This window comes from Verrucomicrobiia bacterium (assembly GCA_035946615.1).
In the GTDB taxonomy this organism is placed as follows: domain Bacteria; phylum Verrucomicrobiota; class Verrucomicrobiia; order Limisphaerales; family UBA8199; genus DASYZB01.
Map to the genome: position 1 here is coordinate 1 of DASYZB010000142.1, position 21,788 is coordinate 21,788.

At 58.7% G+C, this 21,788-nt stretch carries 17 protein-coding genes; 10 read left to right on the top strand and 7 right to left on the bottom strand.

What is annotated here, in order from left to right; translation table 11 throughout:
- Positions 1 to 1,002 (bottom strand): hypothetical protein (locus VG146_20445; protein HEV2394728.1); only part of this gene is annotated, 1,002 nt, incomplete at its 3' end.
- A gap of 214 nt (positions 1,003 to 1,216) precedes the next feature.
- Positions 1,217 to 1,987, bottom strand: a complete 771-nt coding sequence (locus VG146_20450; protein HEV2394729.1) for a response regulator transcription factor — start codon at positions 1,985 to 1,987, stop codon at positions 1,217 to 1,219.
- Positions 1,988 to 2,191: 204 nt separating this feature from the next.
- On the opposite strand from VG146_20450, the gene VG146_20455 reads away from it, so the two are divergent.
- Positions 2,192 to 3,793 (top strand): MEDS domain-containing protein, encoded by a 1,602-nt coding sequence (locus tag VG146_20455; GenBank protein ID HEV2394730.1) that lies wholly within the window; start codon positions 2,192 to 2,194, stop codon positions 3,791 to 3,793.
- Here VG146_20455 and VG146_20460 read toward each other — a convergent pair.
- Entirely contained in the window at positions 3,790 to 5,007 is a 1,218-nt protein-coding gene (locus VG146_20460; protein ID HEV2394731.1) for an alginate lyase family protein, read from the bottom strand. The genes VG146_20455 and VG146_20460 overlap by 4 nt on opposite strands.
- 318 nt (positions 5,008 to 5,325) lie before the next feature.
- On the opposite strand from VG146_20460, the gene rplU reads away from it, so the two are divergent.
- From rplU to VG146_20500, 8 genes are all read left to right on the top strand, one after another.
- Complete coding sequence (gene rplU / locus VG146_20465) at positions 5,326 to 5,640, top strand: 50S ribosomal protein L21 (protein HEV2394732.1); 315 nt, start codon at positions 5,326 to 5,328, stop codon at positions 5,638 to 5,640.
- A 48-nt stretch (positions 5,641 to 5,688) separates the two neighbouring features.
- Positions 5,689 to 5,979 (top strand): 50S ribosomal protein L27, encoded by a 291-nt coding sequence (gene rpmA, locus VG146_20470; protein HEV2394733.1) that lies wholly within the window; start codon positions 5,689 to 5,691, stop codon positions 5,977 to 5,979.
- 182 nt (positions 5,980 to 6,161) lie between these two features.
- Entirely contained in the window at positions 6,162 to 7,334 is a 1,173-nt protein-coding gene (gene obgE, locus VG146_20475) for a GTPase ObgE (protein HEV2394734.1), read from the top strand.
- 8 nt (positions 7,335 to 7,342) lie between these two features.
- Complete coding sequence (locus VG146_20480; GenBank protein ID HEV2394735.1) at positions 7,343 to 10,003, top strand: carbamoyltransferase HypF; 2,661 nt, start codon at positions 7,343 to 7,345, stop codon at positions 10,001 to 10,003.
- An 11-nt stretch (positions 10,004 to 10,014) separates the two neighbouring features.
- Entirely contained in the window at positions 10,015 to 10,296 is a 282-nt protein-coding gene (locus tag VG146_20485; GenBank protein HEV2394736.1) for a HypC/HybG/HupF family hydrogenase formation chaperone, read from the top strand.
- A 4-nt stretch (positions 10,297 to 10,300) separates the two neighbouring features.
- Complete coding sequence (gene hypD / locus VG146_20490; GenBank protein HEV2394737.1) at positions 10,301 to 11,398, top strand: hydrogenase formation protein HypD; 1,098 nt, start codon at positions 10,301 to 10,303, stop codon at positions 11,396 to 11,398.
- Positions 11,399 to 11,451: 53 nt separating this feature from the next.
- Positions 11,452 to 12,507, top strand: a complete 1,056-nt coding sequence (hypE, locus tag VG146_20495) for a hydrogenase expression/formation protein HypE (protein ID HEV2394738.1) — start codon at positions 11,452 to 11,454, stop codon at positions 12,505 to 12,507.
- 825 nt (positions 12,508 to 13,332) lie between these two features.
- A complete protein-coding gene (locus VG146_20500; GenBank protein HEV2394739.1) occupies positions 13,333 to 13,566 on the top strand; it encodes a hypothetical protein in 234 nt (77 codons plus the stop codon).
- Positions 13,567 to 13,583: 17 nt separating this feature from the next.
- Here VG146_20500 and VG146_20505 read toward each other — a convergent pair whose 3' ends face one another.
- The 3 genes from VG146_20505 to nifS form a co-directional block, all read right to left on the bottom strand.
- Complete coding sequence (locus tag VG146_20505) at positions 13,584 to 13,982, bottom strand: hypothetical protein (GenBank protein ID HEV2394740.1); 399 nt, start codon at positions 13,980 to 13,982, stop codon at positions 13,584 to 13,586.
- Positions 13,983 to 14,148: 166 nt separating this feature from the next.
- The gene (locus tag VG146_20510) at positions 14,149 to 15,744 is read right to left on the bottom strand and encodes a tetratricopeptide repeat protein (GenBank protein HEV2394741.1); all 1,596 of its coding nucleotides are present in this window, start codon (positions 15,742 to 15,744) and stop codon (positions 14,149 to 14,151) included.
- 40 nt (positions 15,745 to 15,784) lie between these two features.
- Positions 15,785 to 16,978 carry a cysteine desulfurase NifS gene (gene nifS / locus VG146_20515; GenBank protein ID HEV2394742.1) on the bottom strand — a complete coding sequence of 398 codons (1,194 nt, stop codon included), beginning with the start codon at positions 16,976 to 16,978 and terminating at the stop codon, positions 15,785 to 15,787.
- Between the two features lie 313 nt (positions 16,979 to 17,291).
- Between nifS and VG146_20520 the strand changes: the two genes are divergently transcribed.
- Positions 17,292 to 21,095: an immunoglobulin domain-containing protein gene (locus VG146_20520; GenBank protein HEV2394743.1), complete on the top strand. Its 3,804-nt coding sequence runs from the start codon at positions 17,292 to 17,294 to the stop codon at positions 21,093 to 21,095.
- Here VG146_20520 and VG146_20525 read toward each other — a convergent pair.
- Positions 21,089 to 21,784: a ChbG/HpnK family deacetylase gene (locus VG146_20525; protein HEV2394744.1), complete on the bottom strand. Its 696-nt coding sequence runs from the start codon at positions 21,782 to 21,784 to the stop codon at positions 21,089 to 21,091. The two genes, VG146_20520 and VG146_20525, sit on opposite strands and share 7 nt — an antisense overlap.
- Positions 21,785 to 21,788 lie beyond the last annotated feature (4 nt).

Here is a 21,788-nt window from a genome sequence, read left to right on the forward strand (position 1 = left end):
TTCAATCTGCGAGTTCAAACTGCGCCCGGCATGCGGTTGCTCTTGGGGGTACTCAATCGACAAGCCGGTCGGCCGGCCACTCCCATTCACCTGCAACTTGGCCTTAAAAACCCGACCAAGCCAGTCGGTTCCCTGAGTAGAGTTACCGGACCACTTCACAGTCGCTGGTCCAAGCGCTGGCAAACCCATGTTCAACACCCTTGATGGCAGAACCAGAGGCAGAATAACAATCTCGGGAAAATGGTCAGAGCCGTCCGGAAGCGTGTCCAACGTCAACCATCCGTTGACGATGCGCCAGCAATCCTTGTCAAACCAACCGGCCGCAAGCGAATCGTAAACCTTGAAACCGGCGACCTGCTGGTTGTAATTGACGCTTCTGACATGTGACGCGAGAAGTTCCTCCCGATTCAGCGCAATCTTCACAAAAAATGCGTTCTTCTGATACCGCATCTCCATCACCAAATTCCTCTCGAACGAACGACCCGCGTTGGCAATCTCGCCGTTGAAAGCATCAAAGAGCAGCAAACGGTTCAACTTGGCCAAATCAGGCCCGACCAGCTTTTTGCCGAGCATTCCAGCGGCCTGCGGAGAAAGTCTTACTCGTGCGAACCGCTGGGTTTCGTACAGCGAGGTGCTGAAAATGGTGCTATTAATGTCTCGAACCAAAAGGTTCTGCAGTTCGGCCTGCGGCTTGGTACCGTCATAGTTGGATAGTAACCGCGAGGCCATCCTGGATAAATTTGTCCGCAAATATTGGGAAATAGCGTCCGGCGGTTCCTTGAGCTTGTCGGCCAGCAAGGTGATGTTCGTGATATCATGGTCCAGTAAGCCATACGAAGTTCCGCGAATGTGCACACGTGCTGTGAGACTTAGGATAATTGGCGGTGATTCCGTAAAGGATTTGAACGCCTTCACGTTCTCGGAATCACCCCCCGCAGCTTGGTCCATCCGAGAGGTCTCATCTGCGCCAGCCATGCGTACAGAGAGGACCATGAACGCCAAAACCAAACAAGAACCGCCGAACCAGACTCGCATGGAGCCCCGCGCCGTTCCGCACCCTTGAGTTCCCCGAGAAGGCGACCATCGGCGGCCGGACAAAGGCGGCGCTTGAATCCGAAAGCTCATCGCAACGCTCCCATAAAAGCACAGTCAGCGCCAGAGGTCGAGAGTCCAGAGGGGTTATTTTTGGGTTAGATTTTCAGCATTTCTGCTAGGGTTAGTGCAAAAAGCTTCTGATTGCTTGTGTCGCATCATGCGCGCCGAGCTTTTTAAATATCTTGACCAGATGCGCGTGAACGGTCTCGGCGGAGATGCCCATGCGTTTGCCAACTTCCTTATGATTTAGCCCCTCGGCCAGAAAGGCCATAACCTCCCTTTCCCGCGGGGTAAGACCAAGCTGGTCACCCCAGCGGCCCATACGATGGAGCCATCCGACGAGCACCCGCTCAGATTCTTTGCATAACACGAGTCGTCCGTGAGTTACCTGAGCGACTGCCATCGCCAAATCTGCCGTACCAACCGGTTTAACCAAACATCCCATTGCGCCGGCCATCAGGAGCGGCAGGATCGAACTCTCCTCTCCGGTGGGGACGAGCGCGATAACCGGAATATCTTGAAACAAGCATCTGACCTTGCCGACAAATCTGGCCATTGAAGCCCCGCCCCTGGAGAAATCAACCAGCACAAGGGTGGGAGGAGGGGATTTTGGCTGGCGCAACACCTCGGACGGACTCGGATAGATCTCAAACGAGCCGGAAGGCGTCTGCCCCTTGACAACTTGCTCGATGGCAAGTCGCGTGCTTTGGTCAGCACTTGCGGCGATAACTCGCAAGGGCCTTGACGCGAGCCGAACGGCCTGCTTATGAAGCGCATCCACAGCAAAAAAAGAGCTTCTTAAGCATGGCAAGGTACAATCAGATGTCAAGAGCATTTTAATTGCCGTGTTGCCGTGTTGCCGTGTTGCCGTGTGATTGCCAGTCTTCGCCATCGACTTGGGTCAGCCGGCGGTTTGGCCCTCCCAGCCGCCGGTGATAGCACGCGGCAGGCTTCCTCCGGCGTCTCCGACCGGCGTGGTTGCCGAGGTGTGCGGCAGCCGCCGTGCAGCAGGGTAGGATCTAACCCCGGATGATTTCGCCCGATCTGCCTTTATGCTACGGAGGGGAACGGATCGGACCGCCTTTGAGGAGGGCTGATGAGCATTATAAGACCTGATTTAACCTTCGAACTTTCAAACCTGAAGCCGGGCGAGCATCTTTGCTTGTTTTACGAGAAAGAGCCTGCCGAGCAACTGCCGGTCCTGGTTCCCTACATCCACGAAGGCCTCGCCCGCGATGAACAGGTCATCTATATCGCCGATGACCAGCCTGTCGAGCAACTCTCGTCGGACCTCGAGCACAATGGCATCGACGTTGCCGCAGCGCGCGCCAAGGATCGCCTGAGACTTTGGACACGCGCGGAATGGCGCCAGCCGGGCGCTCTTGATGCTTCCAAAAAGGCCCGCCAGGTTCGTGCCCTGATTGATGAGGCAGCGGCGGCTGGGTTTAAGGGGATTCGCTTTGCGGTGGAAATGACCTGGATACTCGGCCCGTCGATTAGCGCCGGGGAACTGGAGCTCTGGGAGGCCATGCTCAACGAATTGCTTTTGCGCGAATTCCCTTCGCGCATGATTTGTCAGTACAATCTCTCATGGCTGGGGCCCGAGATTCTGCTGGCAGCCCTTCACACCCATCCGGTGGCGGTCCTGGGAGAGGAATTCTGCCGGAATTGGTTTTACCGGGCTCCATTAATCCTCGGCAGTCATAACAGGGCCTCTGAACCAAGCAGTTTGGCGAGTCCCATTGCCGGAGAACGCATCAGCCCGGCGGCTGAGTTGGATTGGATGACTCTGCAATTACGGAGCGCGCGGGAAACCGAAAAACAACGCGAAGAGCTGGTTCGTTCGCGGATGGAATTGGCCGAGGCGGAGCGGGGCCGGGCGCAACTGGCCAGGCTAAATGAGGCCCTGGAACAGCGCGTGCAGGAGCGCACGGCGTCTCTGCGTGAGGCCCTTAGGCAGATGGAGGAGTTTTCTTACAGCATCTCGCACGACCTGCGCGCCCCGTTGCGCGCGATGCAAGGTTTTGCAAAGGCCGTTCAAGAAGATTACAGCGAGCGATTGGATGGGCGGGGCAGAGAGTTCCTCGAGTGCATTGTTCGCAGCAGCCTGAGGATGGACCGGCTCATTCAGGACATTCTGAGCTACAGCCGGCTTGGCCGCCTCGGGCCACAGCTCTGTCCAGTGGCTCTGGATTCCTTCGCGCGCGAACTCGTCGGCCAATTTGCCAAATTGCACGCCCCACACGCGCGCATCACCCTCGATCGCCCATTGCTGCCCGTGCTCGGCCATGAGTCGTCCCTGAGCCAGGTGCTCTCGAACCTGCTTCACAACTCGGTTAAATTCGTCGCCAGCGGCATTGCGCCGCGCGTGCGGCTTTGGACCGAATTGCGGGGCGAGCGCGTGCGCCTATGGGTTGAGGACAATGGGATTGGGATTAAGCCAGCGCACCAGGGACGGTTATTCCGGCTATTCGTGCGACTCCACTCGCAGGAGAAGTTCGAGGGCACCGGCCTGGGGCTGGCTATCGTGCGCAGGTCAGTGGAAAAAATGGGCGGCACGGTGGGGGTTGAGTCCGATGGCCGCACAGGCAGCCGCTTCTGGATCGAATTGCCTGCGGCAGAGCGCGGGCCTCAATGCACAACCCACCCGGAACCGAGGCCGCTGCATCGCAATTCTCCGGCACCAGTTCAATTTTAATTTTGCGGCCCAACGGATGGGCATAGGAGTTGGAAGCGGCTCGAATCGGCGCCGGGGAGCTTATGAAGGAGCGCCTCGAAGACGGGATCGCCGTAAGCGAGGGCGGCCTGGCGCAGGAGCGGTGCGAAATCAGCGGCGTTGATGCGGCGGATTTGCTGGTAAGGCCAGGGCTTTGCGCCCGGGCCAATGAAGGGCAGCAGGAAATCGAGCGCCTTGCGCATCGAGCGTCCATCCGGGGTTTGGTAATGCCACAAATCCACGGCTGTATATTGGGCGAGGGTGGCCAATTCGAACAGGGCCTCGGTATTGAACCGGCAATACCCCAGCGACGCCGTGCGGGCCAACTCGCGGGGCTGCCGGCCATCCGGCAAAATTGGGGCGGCGATGCGCTTTTCTTTTGCCGCCTCGGCCACTGCGCGCGCGAGTTTCGTTTTGCCCAGCACCAGGGCCAGGCGGACCACCAGGGCGTCATAAAATGTGCCGTGGTTATTGCGCGCGGCGGCCTCGGCGCGCCCGTTCTTGCTGGTCAACAGCCAATCGAGAAACGAATTGAGCCACACCTTGAGGGCGGCATCGGACTGGGCGGTCCAGGCCGGGGAACCGGCGAGCAACTGGGCGGCGTCGGCGGCCTGGGCAATGCCGCGCGCCTCGATAATGCCCGTGCCGCGCCCCTCGGTGATGCCGGGGACGGCTTGGGCGTAGTTGAAGTTGGGGTTCATCCGGGTGGCTGGGTCGAGGAACCATGCGCGCAGGCAGAGCGCCGCGCACTGGGCGTAGGCCTCATTCCCGGTGAAGTAATAAGCCAGGGCGAGGGTCTCGACCAAGCCGCCCATGCGGCCAATCGAGCGGTGGTCGAAGGCGCCGCCACGGGTGTGCGGGTTGACCCGGCCATCGTGGCGGATGTAAGGCAGGCCGTTCGAGCTTGCCGGGTCGGGCCAAAAATAAGGGCCGACGCTAAGGTAATCGTGTTTGTCACCGCTGGGTGGGAGCGAGGTTTTATCCATCACGGAAGGCGGGTGGACCTCGAGCGCGCGGTGGGCGTCCAGCTTGAGTTTCTCGATGGCGAGGGCGAGGGAGGGGTCGCCGCGAGCCAACCGCGATTTGGTTTCCAGGAGGGCCCCGGGCGCCGCGCCGAAAAAGGCGGGGGCGGGCTGGGCGGCGCAAGCAGCGAGCGCGATGAAAAGGGCGATAAGAAAAACGGCAGAGGAACGCATTGGCGTGCGCCCGTACCGGGCGCGGCAAGCTCCAAAGTACGCAGACACTGGAGAGGCATAATTGTTAGTGGCCGCGAGCGCAAGGCAGGAAACCGTTGAAAATTGAAAACGGTTTTCTTTGCCACTCGGACTCGCCGACACCCCGCTGAAGCGACCCTGAAGCGGGGGTGTGTAATGAGTCGCACTGCCCTGAAGAATTCTGTCGTGCGTTCATTAGCGTTTTACGGTGTTACGGGGTTAGCGGTTCGAAAATAGGCCGTTGACATAGATGGCAGGTTCTGGTTTATTCACTGCCCCCATTTTGGCGGGAACTTTTTTATGTACGCAGTCTTAGAAACAGGAAGCAAACAGTACCGTGTCACCGCGGGTGATACGGTCCAAATCGAGCGGCTCGACATCGAAGCCGGGCAGCCGGTGACTTTTGACCGGGTCCTGTTGCTCAATAACGAGGGCAAGCTCTCCGTCGGCGCTCCAACCATCGCTAATGCCACGGTCGTGGCTGATGTGGTCGAGCATATCCGGGGCGAAAAGAAAATTGCCTTTAAGATGAAACGGCGCAAAGGTTATCATAAAACCATCGGCCATCGGCAGGAACTGACGCTCGTGAAAATCAAAGAGATCAAAAGCCAATAAACGTCCCTGCTGCCACAGCCGGCAGTCACATCCCATTTTCCAGATTTTATGGCACATAAGAAAGGTCAAGGCAGCGTCCGTAACGGACGCGACAGCGTCAGCAAACGGCTTGGGGTCAAGCGGTATGGAGGCGAGGCGGTCACCGCCGGCAGCATCCTGGTCCGCCAGCGCGGCACTAAATTCGTTGCCGGAAAAAATGTTGGGACCGGACGGGATTGGACGCTCTATGCGTTAGCTGATGGGAAGGTTAATTTTGATAAGGACGGGCGCCGCGTGAATGTCAAAGCGGAAACCGTGGGTGCCGCGAAGGAACCAGCGGCTGGACCGGCTGCGGGGTAAGCCTGGATCAACGAAGCAACGAGCCGTCATTCCTGAGTGTAGGAGACGACGTAAGGAGTCTCTGATTAGCAACTTCCGGTGAGGCAAAGGCGGCGGCAGTCAATCTTGATCATACGTCGTCTCCTGCAAAGGTTTGGAACCGACCTTGTCATTGGCCCTGCTTTTCTCTTTGGCCCTTTCGGATGTTTATCGATGAAATAAAAGTTTATGCCCGAGCCGGCCATGGCGGCAAAGGCTGCGTGGCCTTTCAACGGGAAAAGTACCGGCCGAAAGGCGGTCCGAGCGGTGGTAACGGCGGGCGCGGAGGAGACGTTATCCTGGAGGCCGACCACGACCTCAATAATCTGATAGCCCAATACTATCAGCCCCGCCTCATTGCGCAGGAAGGCGAGGGGGGCATGGGCAAGGGCATGGACGGCCACGCGGGCAAGGACCTGCTGATCAAAGTCCCCTGCGGCACCCTGGTTTGGCGATTGCCCGGCAGTACGGCCCCTGAATCTGAACCGGATCCACCCGATTCCTCCAGCCCAGCCTCTTTTCGCGCCAGCTCCAGCCGCCGCGGGCTATTGCGCACCGGCGCCAGCGCCCGGGCCATCGAGGTGGACCTCGAAGAACAGGCCGCTCCCTCGCCGGCTTCTCTCTCATTGAAATCAAAAGGGGACCTGGCCGTCGACCTGACCGCCCATGGCCAGCGCTTTGTTCTGGCTAAGGGCGGACGGGGCGGTTTGGGGAACCGCAATTTTGCTACCGCCGCCCGCCAGACGCCCCGATTCGCTCAGCCGGGCGAACCCGGCGAAGAAGGCGATTTCCTTTTCGAATTGCGGATTATCGCCGATGTCGGTCTGGTGGGCTACCCCAATGCGGGCAAATCCACCTTGCTGACCGCCATCTCCCACGCGCGCCCTAAAGTCGCCCCCTACCCCTTCACCACCTTGCACCCTCAAATCGGCATCGTCGAATTCCCGGACTTTCATCGCCTTACGGTATGCGATGTGCCGGGCCTTATCGAAGGCGCTCACCGCAACGTGGGCCTGGGACACGAATTCTTGCGACACATCGAACGATGCAAACTCCTCGTGACCTTGATCGATATGGCCGCCCAGGATGGCCGCGCGCCGTGGGACGACTACAAAAACTTGCTCAACGAACTCGAACTCTACGACCCCGCCCTGCTGGAAAAGCCGCGCCTGGTGGTCGCCAATAAAATGGACGAGCCCGCCGCCGAGGCGAATCTCAAAACATTCAAACGCCATATCCGCAAAACGCCGGTGCTGCCCATCGCGGCGGCCTTCGACCAGGGAATCGAGCAATTTAAAGAAATTCTTAGAGAAAGGCTTAGTGGGGATCCTCAGTAACGAGACCCATGCAGGCCGAATTCAATCCGGGAGATGGAATCGTGCGTCCGTCTGGACTGACCTTCAAAGGCGCAGGCGCCCGCGAAGGGCGGCTCCGGGTCTCGGTCCGTGGCGCCGTCCAAGGCGTTGGTTTTCGGCCTTTTATTTTCCGGCTGGCAACCGAACAGACCCTGCGAGGCTGGGTGAACAACTCGGCCCAGGGCGTCTTGATCGAAGTCGAAGGTCCCCGCGCACAGCTTGAAAGATTTCTCCTGCGCATTGAAACCGAGAAGCCCCCGCGCAGTTTCGTTCAGAGCCTTGAGGCCTCCTGGCTGGACCCGGCCGGCTATGGCTCGTTCGAAATCCGCCAGAGCGACTCGGTTGGACCCAGGACCGCTTTGGTTCTCCCCGATATCGCCACCTGCCCCGATTGCGCGCGGGAAATTTTTGACCCGGCCAACCGCCGTTACTTTTATCCATTCACCAATTGCACCAACTGCGGACCGCGCTTTAGCATCATCGAGTCGCTCCCTTACGACCGCGCGAACACCTCGATGAAGGCTTTCCGCATGTGCCCGCAATGCCAGGCCGAATACGAAGACCCGCGCGACCGGCGCTTTCATGCCCAGCCCAATGCCTGCCCGGTGTGCGGGCCGCGCATCGAGCTGTGGGACAAGGCGCGAAAGGTCCTCGGGCGCAGCAACCCCGCCCCCACCGGAGTGCGCCCGTCCTCGGGCGCAGCGCACCCCATTTCCCCTAATCCCACCCATGCAACTCTCGCGATGGCAGCCGACGCCATCCGTTCAGGGCAAATCCTGGCTCTAAAGGGCCTGGGTGGTTTTCACCTGCTTGTTGCGGCTCACGATGAAAGCGCTGTGGCCCGTTTGCGCGAGCTTAAACAGCGCGAAGAAAAGCCTTTCGCGCTGATATTCCCTTCCGTTGAGGCAGTAAAGACACAATGCGAAGTCGCCCCACTCGAAGAACGCCTCCTCCGTTCCCCCGAATGCCCGATTGTTTTGCTCCGGCGCCGGGGGCAGTTGGCGATGGACACACCGCCCTTGGCAGCGTCGATTGCCCCCCACAATCCGTATCTCGGGGTAATGCTCCCCTACACGCCACTGCATCATTTGCTTTTGGCCGTGCTGGGTTTTCCCATCGTTGCCACGAGCGGCAACCTGAGTGATGAGCCAATTTGCACCGACGAACACGACGCCCTGGAACGGCTGGGCAACGTGGCCGACTTGTTCCTGGTTCACAATCGCCCCATTGTCCGACACGTCGATGATTCCATCGCCCGTATCATGGCCGGACGCGAGTTGGTCCTGCGCCGAGCCCGGGGCTACGCCCCCCTGCCGATACAACTCCGCAGCGGGGCCTCGGCCAGTGTTCTGGGGGTCGGGGCGCACTTGAAAAATACCGTGGCGCTCTCCGTGGGGTCCCAGGTCTTCATCAGCCAGCACATCGGCGATTTGGAAACCGACCTTGCCTATCGCGCGTTTTGCGGCGTGATTGAAGATTTCGAAAGGCTGTACGGAACACTTCCCACAACCATCGCCGCAGACGAACATCCCGACTACCTCTCGACCCGGTTCGCTCGAGAACTCGTATCGACTGGTCCGAACGCAGCACCTGCGGGCGCATTACTGGGAGGACAGCGGGATGGACTAAACAGAGAGGAACCCCTCTCCCCGGCCCTCTCCGCTTCTAAAGAGGAGAGGGAGAATCCTCGGCAGTTTACGGTTGTAGCACATGTGGCAGACTCCCCTGTAGTTCCCCGCTATGTTGGCGTTCAACATCACCTCGCCCATATCCTTTCCTGCATGGCCGAAAACGACCTCGAACCGCCCCTCCTCGGGGTCTCCTGGGACGGCACCGGCTACGGACTCGACAACACGGTTTGGGGTGGTGAGTTTTTTGTGGTTCTGCAACCAGGCTCTGAACGGTTCGCACACCTGCGCCCCTTTCCCCTGCCAGGTGGGGAGCAAGCGGTTAAGGAACCGCGCCGGACGGCGCTTGGTCTGCTCTACGAGGCCTTTGGCGAGGCAGTTTTCGAAATGGGAGACTTGGCGCCCATCGCCTCTTTTTCCCCTGCAGAGCTGCGTTCGCTCAAGACCATGCTCAAGCGCAAGCTCAATTCACCTCGCACTTCCAGCGCCGGACGCCTCTTCGATGCTGCCGCTTCTCTCGCGGGCTTGCGACAGCGCGTTCGTTTTGAAGGCCAAGCCGCCATGGAACTTGAGTTTGCCACCGCCAGGTTCTCAACAGACGACGCTTACCCGTTGGCCCTCTTGGACCGGGCGGGACGCCCGGTCCACTCGCAGGCGAGGACGCCTACGCCACCCTCTGTCGATGGGTCCGCGCTGGGCATGGAGCGTTCGAGGTTTCTTGTGGATTGGCAGCCGTTATTGGAAGCGATTGTGAACGACCTCAAGGGACAAACCCCGTGCGCTGCAATCGCCGCCAGGTTCCACAATGGCCTCGTCGAGGCCCTCATCAAGGTTGCCCGGCAGGCCGCTCAAGAGAAGGTGCTCCTCTCGGGCGGCTGTTTCCAAAACTGTTACCTCACCGAACGGACCATTCGGCGTCTGCGGGAAGAGGGTTTTCGTCCTTATTGGCATCAGCGGGTACCGCCTAATGACGGTGGAATTTCTTTGGGCCAAGTCATTGCCGCCTTGCGGCATCGAGTGTAGGCTGTGGTGTCATGTGCCTTGCAGTCCCAGGAAGAATCACCTGCATCAGCGGAGAGGACGCCCTGTTGCGCATGGGCAAAATTGATTTTGGAGGCGTCCTCAAAGAAGTCAGCCTGGCTTATGTGCCTGAAGCCAAAGTAGGCGATTACGTCATTGTCCACGTCGGATTTGCCCTCAGTCGCCTCGATGAGGAGGAGGCCAACAAAGTGTTCGAGTATCTGCGCCAGATGGAGGATTTGGCCGAACTGGAGGACACCGGTTCGGCTGCTCCTTCCGGCAAACCGTCCGGTTGATCGCATGCGTTTTCTGGATGAATACCGGGACAGCGAAGCGGCGCATAAATATGCGAACCAGCTTGCTCGCATCACCACGCGGCCCTGGACTCTCATGGAGGTGTGCGGCGGCCAGACCCATGCCATCCTCAAATTCGGCCTCGACGACTTATTGCCCAAGGGGGTTTCTCTTATTCATGGTCCGGGTTGCCCGGTTTGCGTTACACCACTCGAACTGATTGACAAGGCGCTGGAAATTGCCTCTCGGCCAGGAGTGATCTTTTGCTCGTTCGGCGACATGTTGCGTGTGCCCGGCAGCGGCATGGACCTATTAGGGGTAAAGGCAAAAGGGGGTGATGTGCGCATCGTCTATTCGCCTCTGGATTCGGTTGTGCTGGCTGAGCAGAATCCATCGAAACAAGTCGTCTTCTTCGGCGTCGGCTTCGAGACGACGGCGCCCGCAACCGCTATGGCCGTCTATGAGGCCGCGATGAAAGGCTTGAAGAATTTTTCCCTGCTGGTCTCGCATGTGCTGGTCCCGCCCGCGCTTGAAGCCATCCTGAGCGCGCCGGATTGCCGGGTGCAGGCCTTCCTCGCCGCCGGCCATGTCTGCACGGTCATGGGTTACGAGGAATACAAGCCCATCGCGCACAAGTACCGGGTGCCGATTGTGGTGACTGGCTTTGAACCGCTGGACATCCTGCAAGGGGTGCTGATGTGCATCCAGCAACTCGAGGCGGGCCGGGCGGAAGTGGAAAATCAATACAGCCGGTCAGTGCGCCAGGAAGGCAATGTCTCGGCGCAGCGGCTCATCCGTGAAGTGTTCCGAATCGTTCCTCGAAAATGGCGCGGTCTGGGGGAAATCCCCTCGAGCGGTCTGGGGGTGAGTGCGGCCTACGGAGCATTCGATGCGGAGGAGAGGTTCGGCTTGGCGGGTCTTTCGGTTCAGGAACCGGCTGAGTGCCTGAGCGGGCTGGTTTTGCAGGGCAAACTCAAGCCGCACGAGTGCCCCGCCTTTGGCGCGCGCTGCACCCCCGAACATCCGATGGGCGCCACGATGGTTTCCTCCGAAGGCGCCTGCGCCGCCTATTACCACTATCGGCGCGAACCGGCGCCGGTTTGACTCGCGCCTGTTCTTTACCGCCTGATGAGCTAATCATCCCTAAAACTCCCGAAATGGCCAATACGCTCGAATTCGCTCTCTCGTGTCCGTTCCCCATCCAAAACTATCCCAATATCCTGCTTGCCCACGGCGGGGGCGGCAAACTCATGCACCAGCTTATTGGCAAGATGTTCCTTCCCGCTTTCCGCAATCCGCTTTTGGAATCACAGCACGACTCCAGCGTGTTTCAAATCGGAACCAACCGGTTGGCTCTCACGACCGACTCCTATGTAGTCCATCCATTGTTCTTCCCCGGAGGCGATCTCGGCTCCCTGGCAGTCCACGGCACCGTCAACGACCTGGCCATGAGCGGCGCGCGTCCGCTTTATCTCAGCGCGGCGTTCATCATCGAGGAAGGCCTGCCAATGAATACCCTGTGGGAAATCGTCTCGTCCATGCAACGCGCGGCAACCAAGGCAAACGTCCAAATCATCACTGGGGACACCAAGGTGGTCGATAAAGGAAAAGGCGACGGCCTTTTTATCAACACCGGCGGCGTTGGCCTGGTCGAGCACTCGCTGACCATCGCCCCGCAGAGCGTGCGGCCCGGAGACGCCATCCTCGTTAATGGCGACGTCGGCCGGCACGGCATGGCGATTATGGCCGTGCGCGAGGGCCTGGAATTTGAGAGCGCCATCGAAAGCGACTCCGCCCCACTTGCTGACCTGGTGCTCTCCCTTCTGAGCACGGGCATCCAGGTCCATTGCCTGCGCGACCTCACGCGCGGCGGGCTGACCAGCGTCTTGAACGAAATCGCCGAGGGAGCAGGTTTGGCTATTCAAATTGAAGAAAAACCAGTCCCAGTGCGTGAAGACGTGCGGGCCGCTTGCGAAATACTTGGGCTGGACCCTTTCCATGTTGCCTGCGAAGGGCGTTTGGCCGCCTTTGTGCCTGAGAAGGACGCCGAGCGCGCTTTGGAGGCGCTTCGGGCCCATCCCGCCGGACAAGGCGCGTGCCGCATCGGGACAGTCACCAGCGAGCGTTCACGCAAGGTCCTGCTCAAGAGCATCATCGGCGCCCAGCGCATCCTGGATATGGCCAGCGGTGAACAGCTCCCACGGATTTGTTGATTGTCTTTGTCGCCTCGCCGGTGAGGTCGTGCCTTTCAAATCTCACGCCTCCTGAGGTTAGGCATTTGTGATGGCAAATCTGCCGGGTTATGGGATGATTCAGGCTATGAATGCGGGACCTTCAAGCCTCGCCGGTTGGACGCCGGAGCAGATTGCACAGGGCAAGCGTTGGGTTCAGGCTTGGAAGGAGCCGGGGAGGTGATGGAACGATTGCGCCGGGACGTTATGCGGGCCAGCCGATTACCGTGTGGCTCCTCGAGCACCAAAGCCCAGTTCCGGTCTTGTAGAGCAACAACGCTGGTTCATGCTGGCGCTGCGCCGTGATTGAAGTCATCCGAGCGGCCGAGGAACTCCAAAGGATCTGCGAGGACCAAGGCTGGCGTTTCTGCTTCATTGGCGGTCTGGCGCTGCAGCGCTGGGGTGAACCCCGCGAGATTGGCGAGGCGACGCGTCGAGTTCGAGCGATAAATTACGCGCGGATGCGTTGACTGAACGGTTTGTGACCACGGTTCAAGGAATTAGAGAGGCAATCCAAGCGCTTCTCTTCGCTCGTGCTGTGAACCATGGGCAGTACGGAAAAAAAGGAGACGGCCCGTTGCCGGAACCGTCTCCTGAAACCACAACTAACCCCAACGTAGGTTTGAGAGGATGGGCCGCAGTTCCGTTCAAAAAAATCTTGAGCCTTCGTTAAGTGTTTTTGTTGTAAGGGCGCGATTTGCCCATCGATAGAGTCCCCCCCGGGGAATCCCCTGGGCATCTTTCAGCCACTCCCCGGGTTGCCCTCAGCCAGGCGGCACTGGACATTCTTCTTAGTTAGATGCAGTCATGAAGATGTTGTTTTTCTCGTCCGACCTGTCCGAGGTCGAAGCGGTAAGCCGGGAATTTATCCAGGCGGGCATTCGGTGCGAAGTGCGGAACGGTTGCGGGCATCGCAATCGTCAGCGGGAAAAGGAGCTGTGGATTCAGAATGATCGGGATTGCCACAAGGCCTTCATGCTCTGCGTGCGCCTGGGCATTGGATTTGCCCGCCGCCCCGCCTTGCCAGTTGAGGTCGAATAAATAAGAATTGGTAAATCCTAGGCCGGGTTCGGGCCAGGCGCGCGGAATCGAGCAGCTACCTCATCGAGCAAATCCTGGTACTGACCGCCGCTGCTGATGGGGATTTCCTCCTCGATGGCATAGCCTTTATCGCTCACGCGGAAGACCTTGCACTCCAAAAGGAAAGCACTGTCCCCCGCCGGAACTATCGAGACCTTCACCCGAATCCAAATCGGGACGTCTCCGGGCCAATCTCCGTAGGCCAGCGTTTGGAACGTACTGCCCTTTTTCTCGAAAACCATTTTGTCCAGGCCCGGCTGGCTCAACTGGTAGCCCTTTGAGGAGAAGACCTGCTCGGTTACGCTGCTAATCTGGCCGGGTGTATTGCCGCGGATTTCCACCGAAGCAACTGCGTTGCCGGCTGGTTTTCGGGCCACACCAGGGGATCGGCAGCCCGTCTCGAAAAACGCACAGGCGCCAATCGCCACAATTACCATAAGGAGGCCATGTCGGGTCGCCGGGCGTCTTATGAAACGAACACTGCCTTGTGAATTACTCTTCATTTTACCTGCTGCTTTCGAGCGACCGAGGGACAAAAAGCGTTCATTTTTGCGCATCAAATTTCTGTTCGAGATTGGGATTGTGGGGCAAGCCAGCCGCCAGGGCCTTTTGGTAATGCCACCGGGCCAGTTCGATAGCGGGCGGCTGGTCGTTGATATAAGCGACGGCCAGGTCATAGTGGGCATGAGCAAAGCCGGGGTCTATCTGGATGGCTTTGCGGAAAGCCGTCTCCGCTGGCTCGCGTTGGCCCTTTTGAGTTAAGGCTAATCCGATAAAGTCCTGAACCTCAGCGTCCTGTGGGTCGAGTTTGGCCGCCCGCCCCAGCGCATCCAGGGCGTCGTCATACTTGCCTTGGGCCATCCTCAGCCAACCCAAAACGAAGACGGCAAAGGGATTATCCGATTCGATGGTGAGCGCCTGTTTAATGTTCCGTTCTGCCATATCCAGGTGACCTGAGCGAACTTGAACGGCAGCCAGGTTGGCCAAGGCGCCCACATTGTTGGGGTCTTCGTGCAAGACATCCAGAAAAGCGCTTTCCGCCTGGTCATATTGTCCCGCGTCGTAATAGCGCTTAGCCTGAATGACCAATCTCGCCGCCGCAGGAGACAGCTCCTTAATGGACCTTCTAGCCGGCTTTGCCTCAGGTTGTGAAAGCGAGGGGGTGGGTTGCTTGAACAGGGCCAGCTCTTCCGCCGAATAGGGCACCTGCCGGGCTTCAAATATCTCGATGCGGGCGCGAAGGTTGGCCAGTTCTGTTTCAAGTTCCTCGGTCTGCGCCGTCGTGCGCTTACCCTTGCGGCCATGCAGCTCGCGCTCGGCGACATCCAGCTTTCTCTGCAGTTCATCGCGCTCGCCTTGCAAGCGGAGCACCTGTGCGCTTGGTGTTTCCAGTGAAACCGCCGGCGCGCTGCTGGCCGCCGCGGTGGCGATTACCTGCTGCAGACGCGTTTCAAGCGCGGTCCTTTCCAGGACGAGCTTGCTTGCGATCTCCTTTTGGGCAGAAAGGTCTCGATTCGCCTCAGCCAACTGCTGCTGGAGCTGTTCCACACCTTTGGCATCCACAATGGGAGCCGGTGTTGCTTTCTGGGTCTGAATCGAGGCCTTGAGCAATTCATTTTCCTTTTCCAGCGCTCGGGCCCGCTCCTGGGCGCGGGCCAGCTCGCGCGGGTCGGTGGCAGCAGGTTGGGCGGCCAAGGCCTCTTTGAGCTTGGCCTCGAGCACGACGCGATTAGCCTGCAATTGGCGGACCTGTTCCTTGGCGGCATTGAGCTGGTCCTGCCAGTCGGGTGGGGCTGCAGGAGCGCTCTGAGCGCCTGCGGGTGGGGCGTTAGTAGCGCCGGGAGCAGAAGCGGCGGGAACAGGTGCTTTGGGAGAAACAGCAGCGATTCTTTCAGCAAGATAACCCAACCGGAAATCCACCACCTGCGGATTCCAATCGGGGTTGCCTTTCTGGAATCTTTCGAGGGTCATCTTGGCTTCGATGTATTTCGAGAGCGCTTGCCTGGGGTCAGTCGTGCTGAGGCCGTCCGCCTCCTGAATGAGATTGAAAATCTGGGCATACTGATCGTCCAACCCTTGCGCCCGTCCCGACAGCGCGGTGGCCAGAGCCAGAAGAACCAAGGCAAACGTCCGTTTCATGACATCCAGAATAGCAGAAAGATTTCAACCTTGGCAACCGTCATGGAGATTTGGGCGATAAAATGGGAGGAATCGACCCCAGAGGGGTGTTGGCCCGCAGCTTCTCTATTATCGACGGCAACTGCAGCAATAGGTAATCCACTTCCTCTTTTGTGTTGTCCAGCCCGAGGCTGAATCGGACGCTGGCGCGGGCCCGAGCCGGGCTGCAACCCATTGCCAACAACACATGTGACGGGTCCAGCGACCCGGTCGTGCAAGCCGAGCCGCTCGAGGCACAAATGCCGGCTTGGTCCAACAACAGCAAAATTCCCTCCGCTTCGACCCCTTCGAAGGCAAGATTAGTTGTGTTTGGCAAACGCGGCTCCTGCGCCCCATTTCGGGACGTGCCGGGAATTGAGCTTAGAATCCCTTGCTCGAGGCGGTCGCGCAGAACTCGCAGGCGCGTATTGGCTTGGGGCAGCTTTTCGAGGGCAAGCTCAGCCGCCCGGCCAAGGGCTACTATGCCCGCGACGTTTTCGGTCCCCCCGCGGCGACCCCGTTCCTGGCCGCCCCCTATTACATACGGCACATATTTTGTCTGCCGCTTTACATACAGCAAACCAATACCCTTTGGCGCATGGAACTTGTGCCCGGAGAGCGACAAGAAGTCCACACCAGTCTCTTTTACGTCAATAGGCTCTTTGCCGGCCATCTGAACAGCATCGCTGTGGCAGAGAACCCCTCTGCTGCGGCAAATGGCCGCTATCTCGGCAATCGGCAGAACAATGCCGGTCTCATTGTTCGCCGACATCACCGAGACGATTGCCGTGTCGGGCCGGATCGAGCGCTCGAGCAAACCCAAATCGAGGCTCCCTTCGGGCCTCACGGGCAAGGTGGTTACGGCGTAACCCCGTTTTTCGAGATGCTCGCAAAAGCGGGCTGTTGCCGAATGCTCGATGGCCGTGGTCAGGAGATGCCTTTTTTCCGGGTGGCTCATCAAGGCGCTGTGCAATGCCGAGTTGTTGCTCTCGGTTCCGCAACTTGTAAAAACAATCTCACGAGGTTCGGCATGGATGAGCGCCGCGGCTTCTTCGCGCGCCTGCTGCAATGGCCGGCGTAAATCATGTCCGAACGAATAAGCGCTGGAAGGATTTCCCCAGAGCTGGGTTAAAAAAGGCAGCATCGCCTCGACCACCTCGGGTGCAACTCGCGTGGTGGCGTTCTGATCGAAGTAAACGATAGCCGGCTGCGTCATGGGGCTAACTGTACATAAAGATTATGGCGATTTGGTTCGGCATAATCCAACCCTCTTTTGTGAGGAATTGTGAGGAAAACCCCTACAAACTTTCAGTTTTCGATCAATTGCGGCTCGAATAATCTTGTCAGCGCGCCTCCAACCAAGCAGTCTGGCTCTTGTCGGCAAAACAATGAATTGGATGTGGCAGAACTGGCGCTCGAGCCGGGGGACGGTTTTTTGCGCCTTTGAGTCTGCGCCTTGATCGGGTGCTTACGCCAATCTGATCGCGTCTGGCAGACGGTGTATGCAGTTTGATAAGCTATTTACTTGCATGAATGCTCCACGAGTTTCCTCCCGCTTTCCGGCCCCTGTTGCCTGGATTAGCCTGGCGTTGGTTTCCCTATTAAGCCCCATCTCGCTCACCTGTTCGCACGCTGCGGGCACCGTGGTGGCTTGGGGAGACAACAGCTCCTTGCAATCTCAGATTCCGATTAACCTAACGAATATCGTGGCGGTTGCAGGCGGCGTTTCCCACAGCGTCGCGCTCAAGGCCGATGGCACCGTGGTGGCTTGGGGCAATAACCTTTCCGGCCAGACCAATGTTCCATCGAACCTGGCCAGTGTGGCAGCCATTGCCGCCGGGGCTACTTACAGCATGGCGCTGCAGAGCAATGGAAACGTGGTCCTGTGGGGCAGTCAGCCGGCTGCCCCTTCCGGATTGGGCAACGTCACAGCTATCGCAGCCGGCTGGACACACTCCCTGGCTTTGAAGAGCGACCGCACCGTGGTTTCCTGGGGCACACAAACAGATGTCCCAGTGACATTGAGCAACGTCGTTGCCATTGCTGCAGGCAACGGGCAGAGCCTCGCCCTGCGCATTGACGGGACGGTGGTCGCCTGGGGAGACAATTCTTACGGCAAAACCAATGTTCCGGCGGGATTATCGAATGTTATCGCGATAGCGGCCGGAGGGGATCATTGCCTGGCGCTAAAAAGCGACAGCACGGTAGTGGGCTGGGGCCGAAACGACGATGGGCAGACAACGATTCCGGCCAACCTCAAAGCCGTGGCCGTGTCCGGAGGGGCGTTGCACAGTCTGGCCTTAAAGACAGACGGCACACTGGCCGCCTGGGGCGACAATACTTATGGCCAAACGACCCTCAACCCGGGCGACTCGGGTTATATTTCGATTTCTGCCGGGGGTTATCACAACCTTTCAATCAAGGGCGACGGCAATCCCTTTATTCTGTTGCAACCCTTCAGCCAGACTGTGCTGGTTACCAAAACAGCAACCTTCCAGGTCATCGCGACGGGCACAGCGCCTTTGACTTATCAATGGCAGCATTATGGAACCAATATCGCAGGGGCTACCAGTCAGGGCCTAAATCTAACCAATGTCCAGCCTGCCGATAGCGGTCCATACACCGTTATCGTTCGTAACGCGTATAGTTCAACGACCAGTTCTCCTGCCATTCTCAATGCCGTCGGCGGCGCTCCAGTCGTCACCGTCCCGCTTCTGGATCAAACCGCTATTTGCGGGGATAATCTTTCTTTTCAGGTTGTCGCCGGCGGCTCCGCGCCTGTGGCGTATCAATGGTCCTTTCAGGGCCAGCCGATCACCGGCGCAACCCAACCGAGCCTCGCCTTAACCAATGTGACGCCGGCCAATGCGGGCCCCTATACCGTCTTAATCACCAACGCGTTTGGCTCGATGAGCACCGGGGCGGTTTTGACGGTGACTGTTCAACCTCCTTCGATTACCAGTTCGCTGGCTGCTTCCGGAACGCAGGGAGTCTCTTTTACTTATGCGACGACGGCCTTGCACACCCCGACGAGCTTCAGCGCCCTGTTCCTCCCGGCTGGTTTGAGCATCAATACCAATTCGGGCGTCATCTCGGGTATTCCGCAGGAAAACGGGACCTTTGGCGTGGTGCTGAGCGCCTTCAATGCTTGTTCCTCCGATAGCCAAACCCTGGTGCTCACGCTGGCCCCTGCGCTGCCCGTGATAACCAGCGCCACCAATGCCACCGCGACCGAAAGTTCTCCGTTCTCGTATCAAATCAGAGCCTCAAATTTTCCGACCTCCTATGGCTCGCAAAATCTGCCCACGGGCCTGTTGCTGAACCCAGCTACCGGCTTGATTTCCGGCATACCCGTTTTTGCGGGCACATTCTTGTCCACCATCAGCGCATCAAACCAATGGGGCATCGGCAGCGCAACGCTCCAGTTCACGATTGCCAATGTCAGCATCAACAGCCTCGCGATCCAGGGGCTGGTCCCCATTTACTCGTCGCCCTTTCTGCTCGATTTCCAATTCGCGCTCCGCGATAACGCGCAAAACGCCGGGATCGTCACAAAACCCTCGCTCATAACGCCGACTTGCATGGAATTGTTGCCAAATGGAACCGTCAGCGCTCCGGCGCCAAACGTGCCGACCGCCACCGCGCTCATTACCAATATCGTCGAGGAATCGGGAATCTTCATCGCGCGGGGCAACAACAAGGTGTTTAAGTCCTACCTGGTGCTGGATTTTAGCGACAGCATCTCCGACCCGCTGCTCAACGGCGACAGCGATAACGATGGCATCTCCGATGCCGTGGATTACGAATTGGCGGGCGCGAAGTATTTTGTTGATGAACAGCCGATCGGATCACAGATGGGCGTTTATGAATTTCACCGCGACGATGAAGACCCTCAGCAAGTCATTGCCCTCACAAAGAACAAAGGCTTGCTCGACAGTGCGATTGGAGGAATCTGGACTAATTACGTGCAGGGTTTCTACGCCGGCTCGCGGTGCTGGGACGCATTGAGCGACGCCATAACAGCCCTCGGCGCCTCCAATCCGGACGAGCAGCACTATATCATTTTTGTCTCCGACGGTGTCGATTATTCCAGCACGGTAACATCGGACCAGGTGATTGCGATGGCGGTGGCCGCGAAAGTAAAGATCGACTGTGTGGCCTTTGGAGCCAATCCGGACTTGGCAACATTGGGGAATATTACCGCAGGCACCATTGGCCGGCTGTATATCGCGCAGAGTCCCACCAACCTCTTTGAGGAGTTCGCTTCCGCCAGCAAGGACATCCAGGCCCTATATGACTTGCGCTGGGCCACTTTGCGCCGCGGGACTAACTCGGTATTCGACCCATACTTCCTGCTTTCCTACCAGGGCCTGAGCGCCGCGCCGGACCCCTGGACCACCTCGGGCTTGAGCACCAACCCCGTCCCACCCGTCCCCCCGAGCACCAATATGACGACCAATATTGTAATATCATGGCAAAACTCGAGCCTCGCCTCCTATGACCCCAGCAAATATACCGGGCCTGTCACCAATGGGACGCTGCGCCTGGTTCTCGATGATCAGGTCGAGCCCTCCGGGATTACACTTCGAGCCACCTACATCCCGCGTTTTGTCCGCCAGCTTCGTTTTCATTATCAAGCCAATTGGCCCTGCACCCCGATTTTGGACGCGACGAACTCCGGAGAGATGCTCTCTAGCTGGAGCATGACCCAGAGCAATGACGTGGATGGCAGCACGTGGTTGCTGTTGAGCAGCCCTAATCCTCAAGATCAAGCCACCAGCCTGCCCTTCGTCGGATTTGGTCCGCTAGTCACTTTCCAATTCAACGATATTCTGAGCAACCCAAGCAACGCCCTGGCGCTGATCGCGGTCGATAACTCCATCTATACGAACATTCTTGCCGGGGGCCAGTGGTTCTCCTTCGACACAAACAGCCTCGCTTCGTTCGTGACTAACTATCCGCCGCTCCCCTATGGCACTCCGGTTCCGTGGCTCTTGTACTACGGGTTCAGCGGCAATCTCACCAACGCGGAGGTCGCCGATACCGACGGCGATGGCATGGTCAATTGGCAGGAATACCGGGCCAACACAAACCCGACCAACGCCGCTTCGAAATTCTATATTGTGGGCGCCGCGCGCGGCTCAGATGGCCGGTTCCAGGTCACGTTCTCCACCTCAACCAACCGGACCTACAGGCTCGATTCATCCATCGACCTGGTCAGCTGGCAAACCGTTCAGGACAACATCACGGGCGTCAACACCAACGTCACCATTATCGATACTCGCTACATCCCGAACCTGACGAACATCTACTATCGAGCGACGGTTTATTGATGGCTGAACGAACACAGCTCGATATGAAGTCCGGCCAAAGCCTGCCGAGCCTGGGACGAGCATAAGGTTTCAACTTCTTTTGCCCGTTCGGCGCGATAAGCCGTCGCCAAGCCGTCGTCATAGCCGGCGTGGCAACCCAGTTCAGTCGTGCCATCGGGCAAAGAAGCCAGAATCGTTTCCAAACTGGCTATTGAAACGGCCTCTGGAAGGGACTCGCCTTCCCCGGTCTGGCCATAGAAATCACCGCAATACCTGATGCCTGGAGCGCATTCGCGCAACGGAACGGATAATTGGCGGGCCGCTGCAAGAAGAATTGATCGGACTGGTTCCTCGCGATGGACGTGCTGGTGAGAATCCAAATGCGTCGGAGCACGACCCGTCAACCTTCGGAACTCGGCTAGTTGCCGGGCGACCTCCTCCTGGACGGATGCTTCATCGGTTGTTGGGACCACGTGATACAAAGGCACCCATTCCTGGCCTCGAAAGACCCATTCACCGAGGTCAAGGTGCAGGCCGACGCTGAGCTGAGGGTGTTGCCGCGCATAGGCGCCGGCAGCAGCGGCCGCCGGCTGGCGGACCATCAAACTGGCGCTGGTCACAATGCCGCGCTCGAAGGATTCAATAATCCCGCGGTTAACACCCGGGCTGAGCCCAAAGTCATCGGCATTGACAATTAAGCGTCGCTTCATGGTG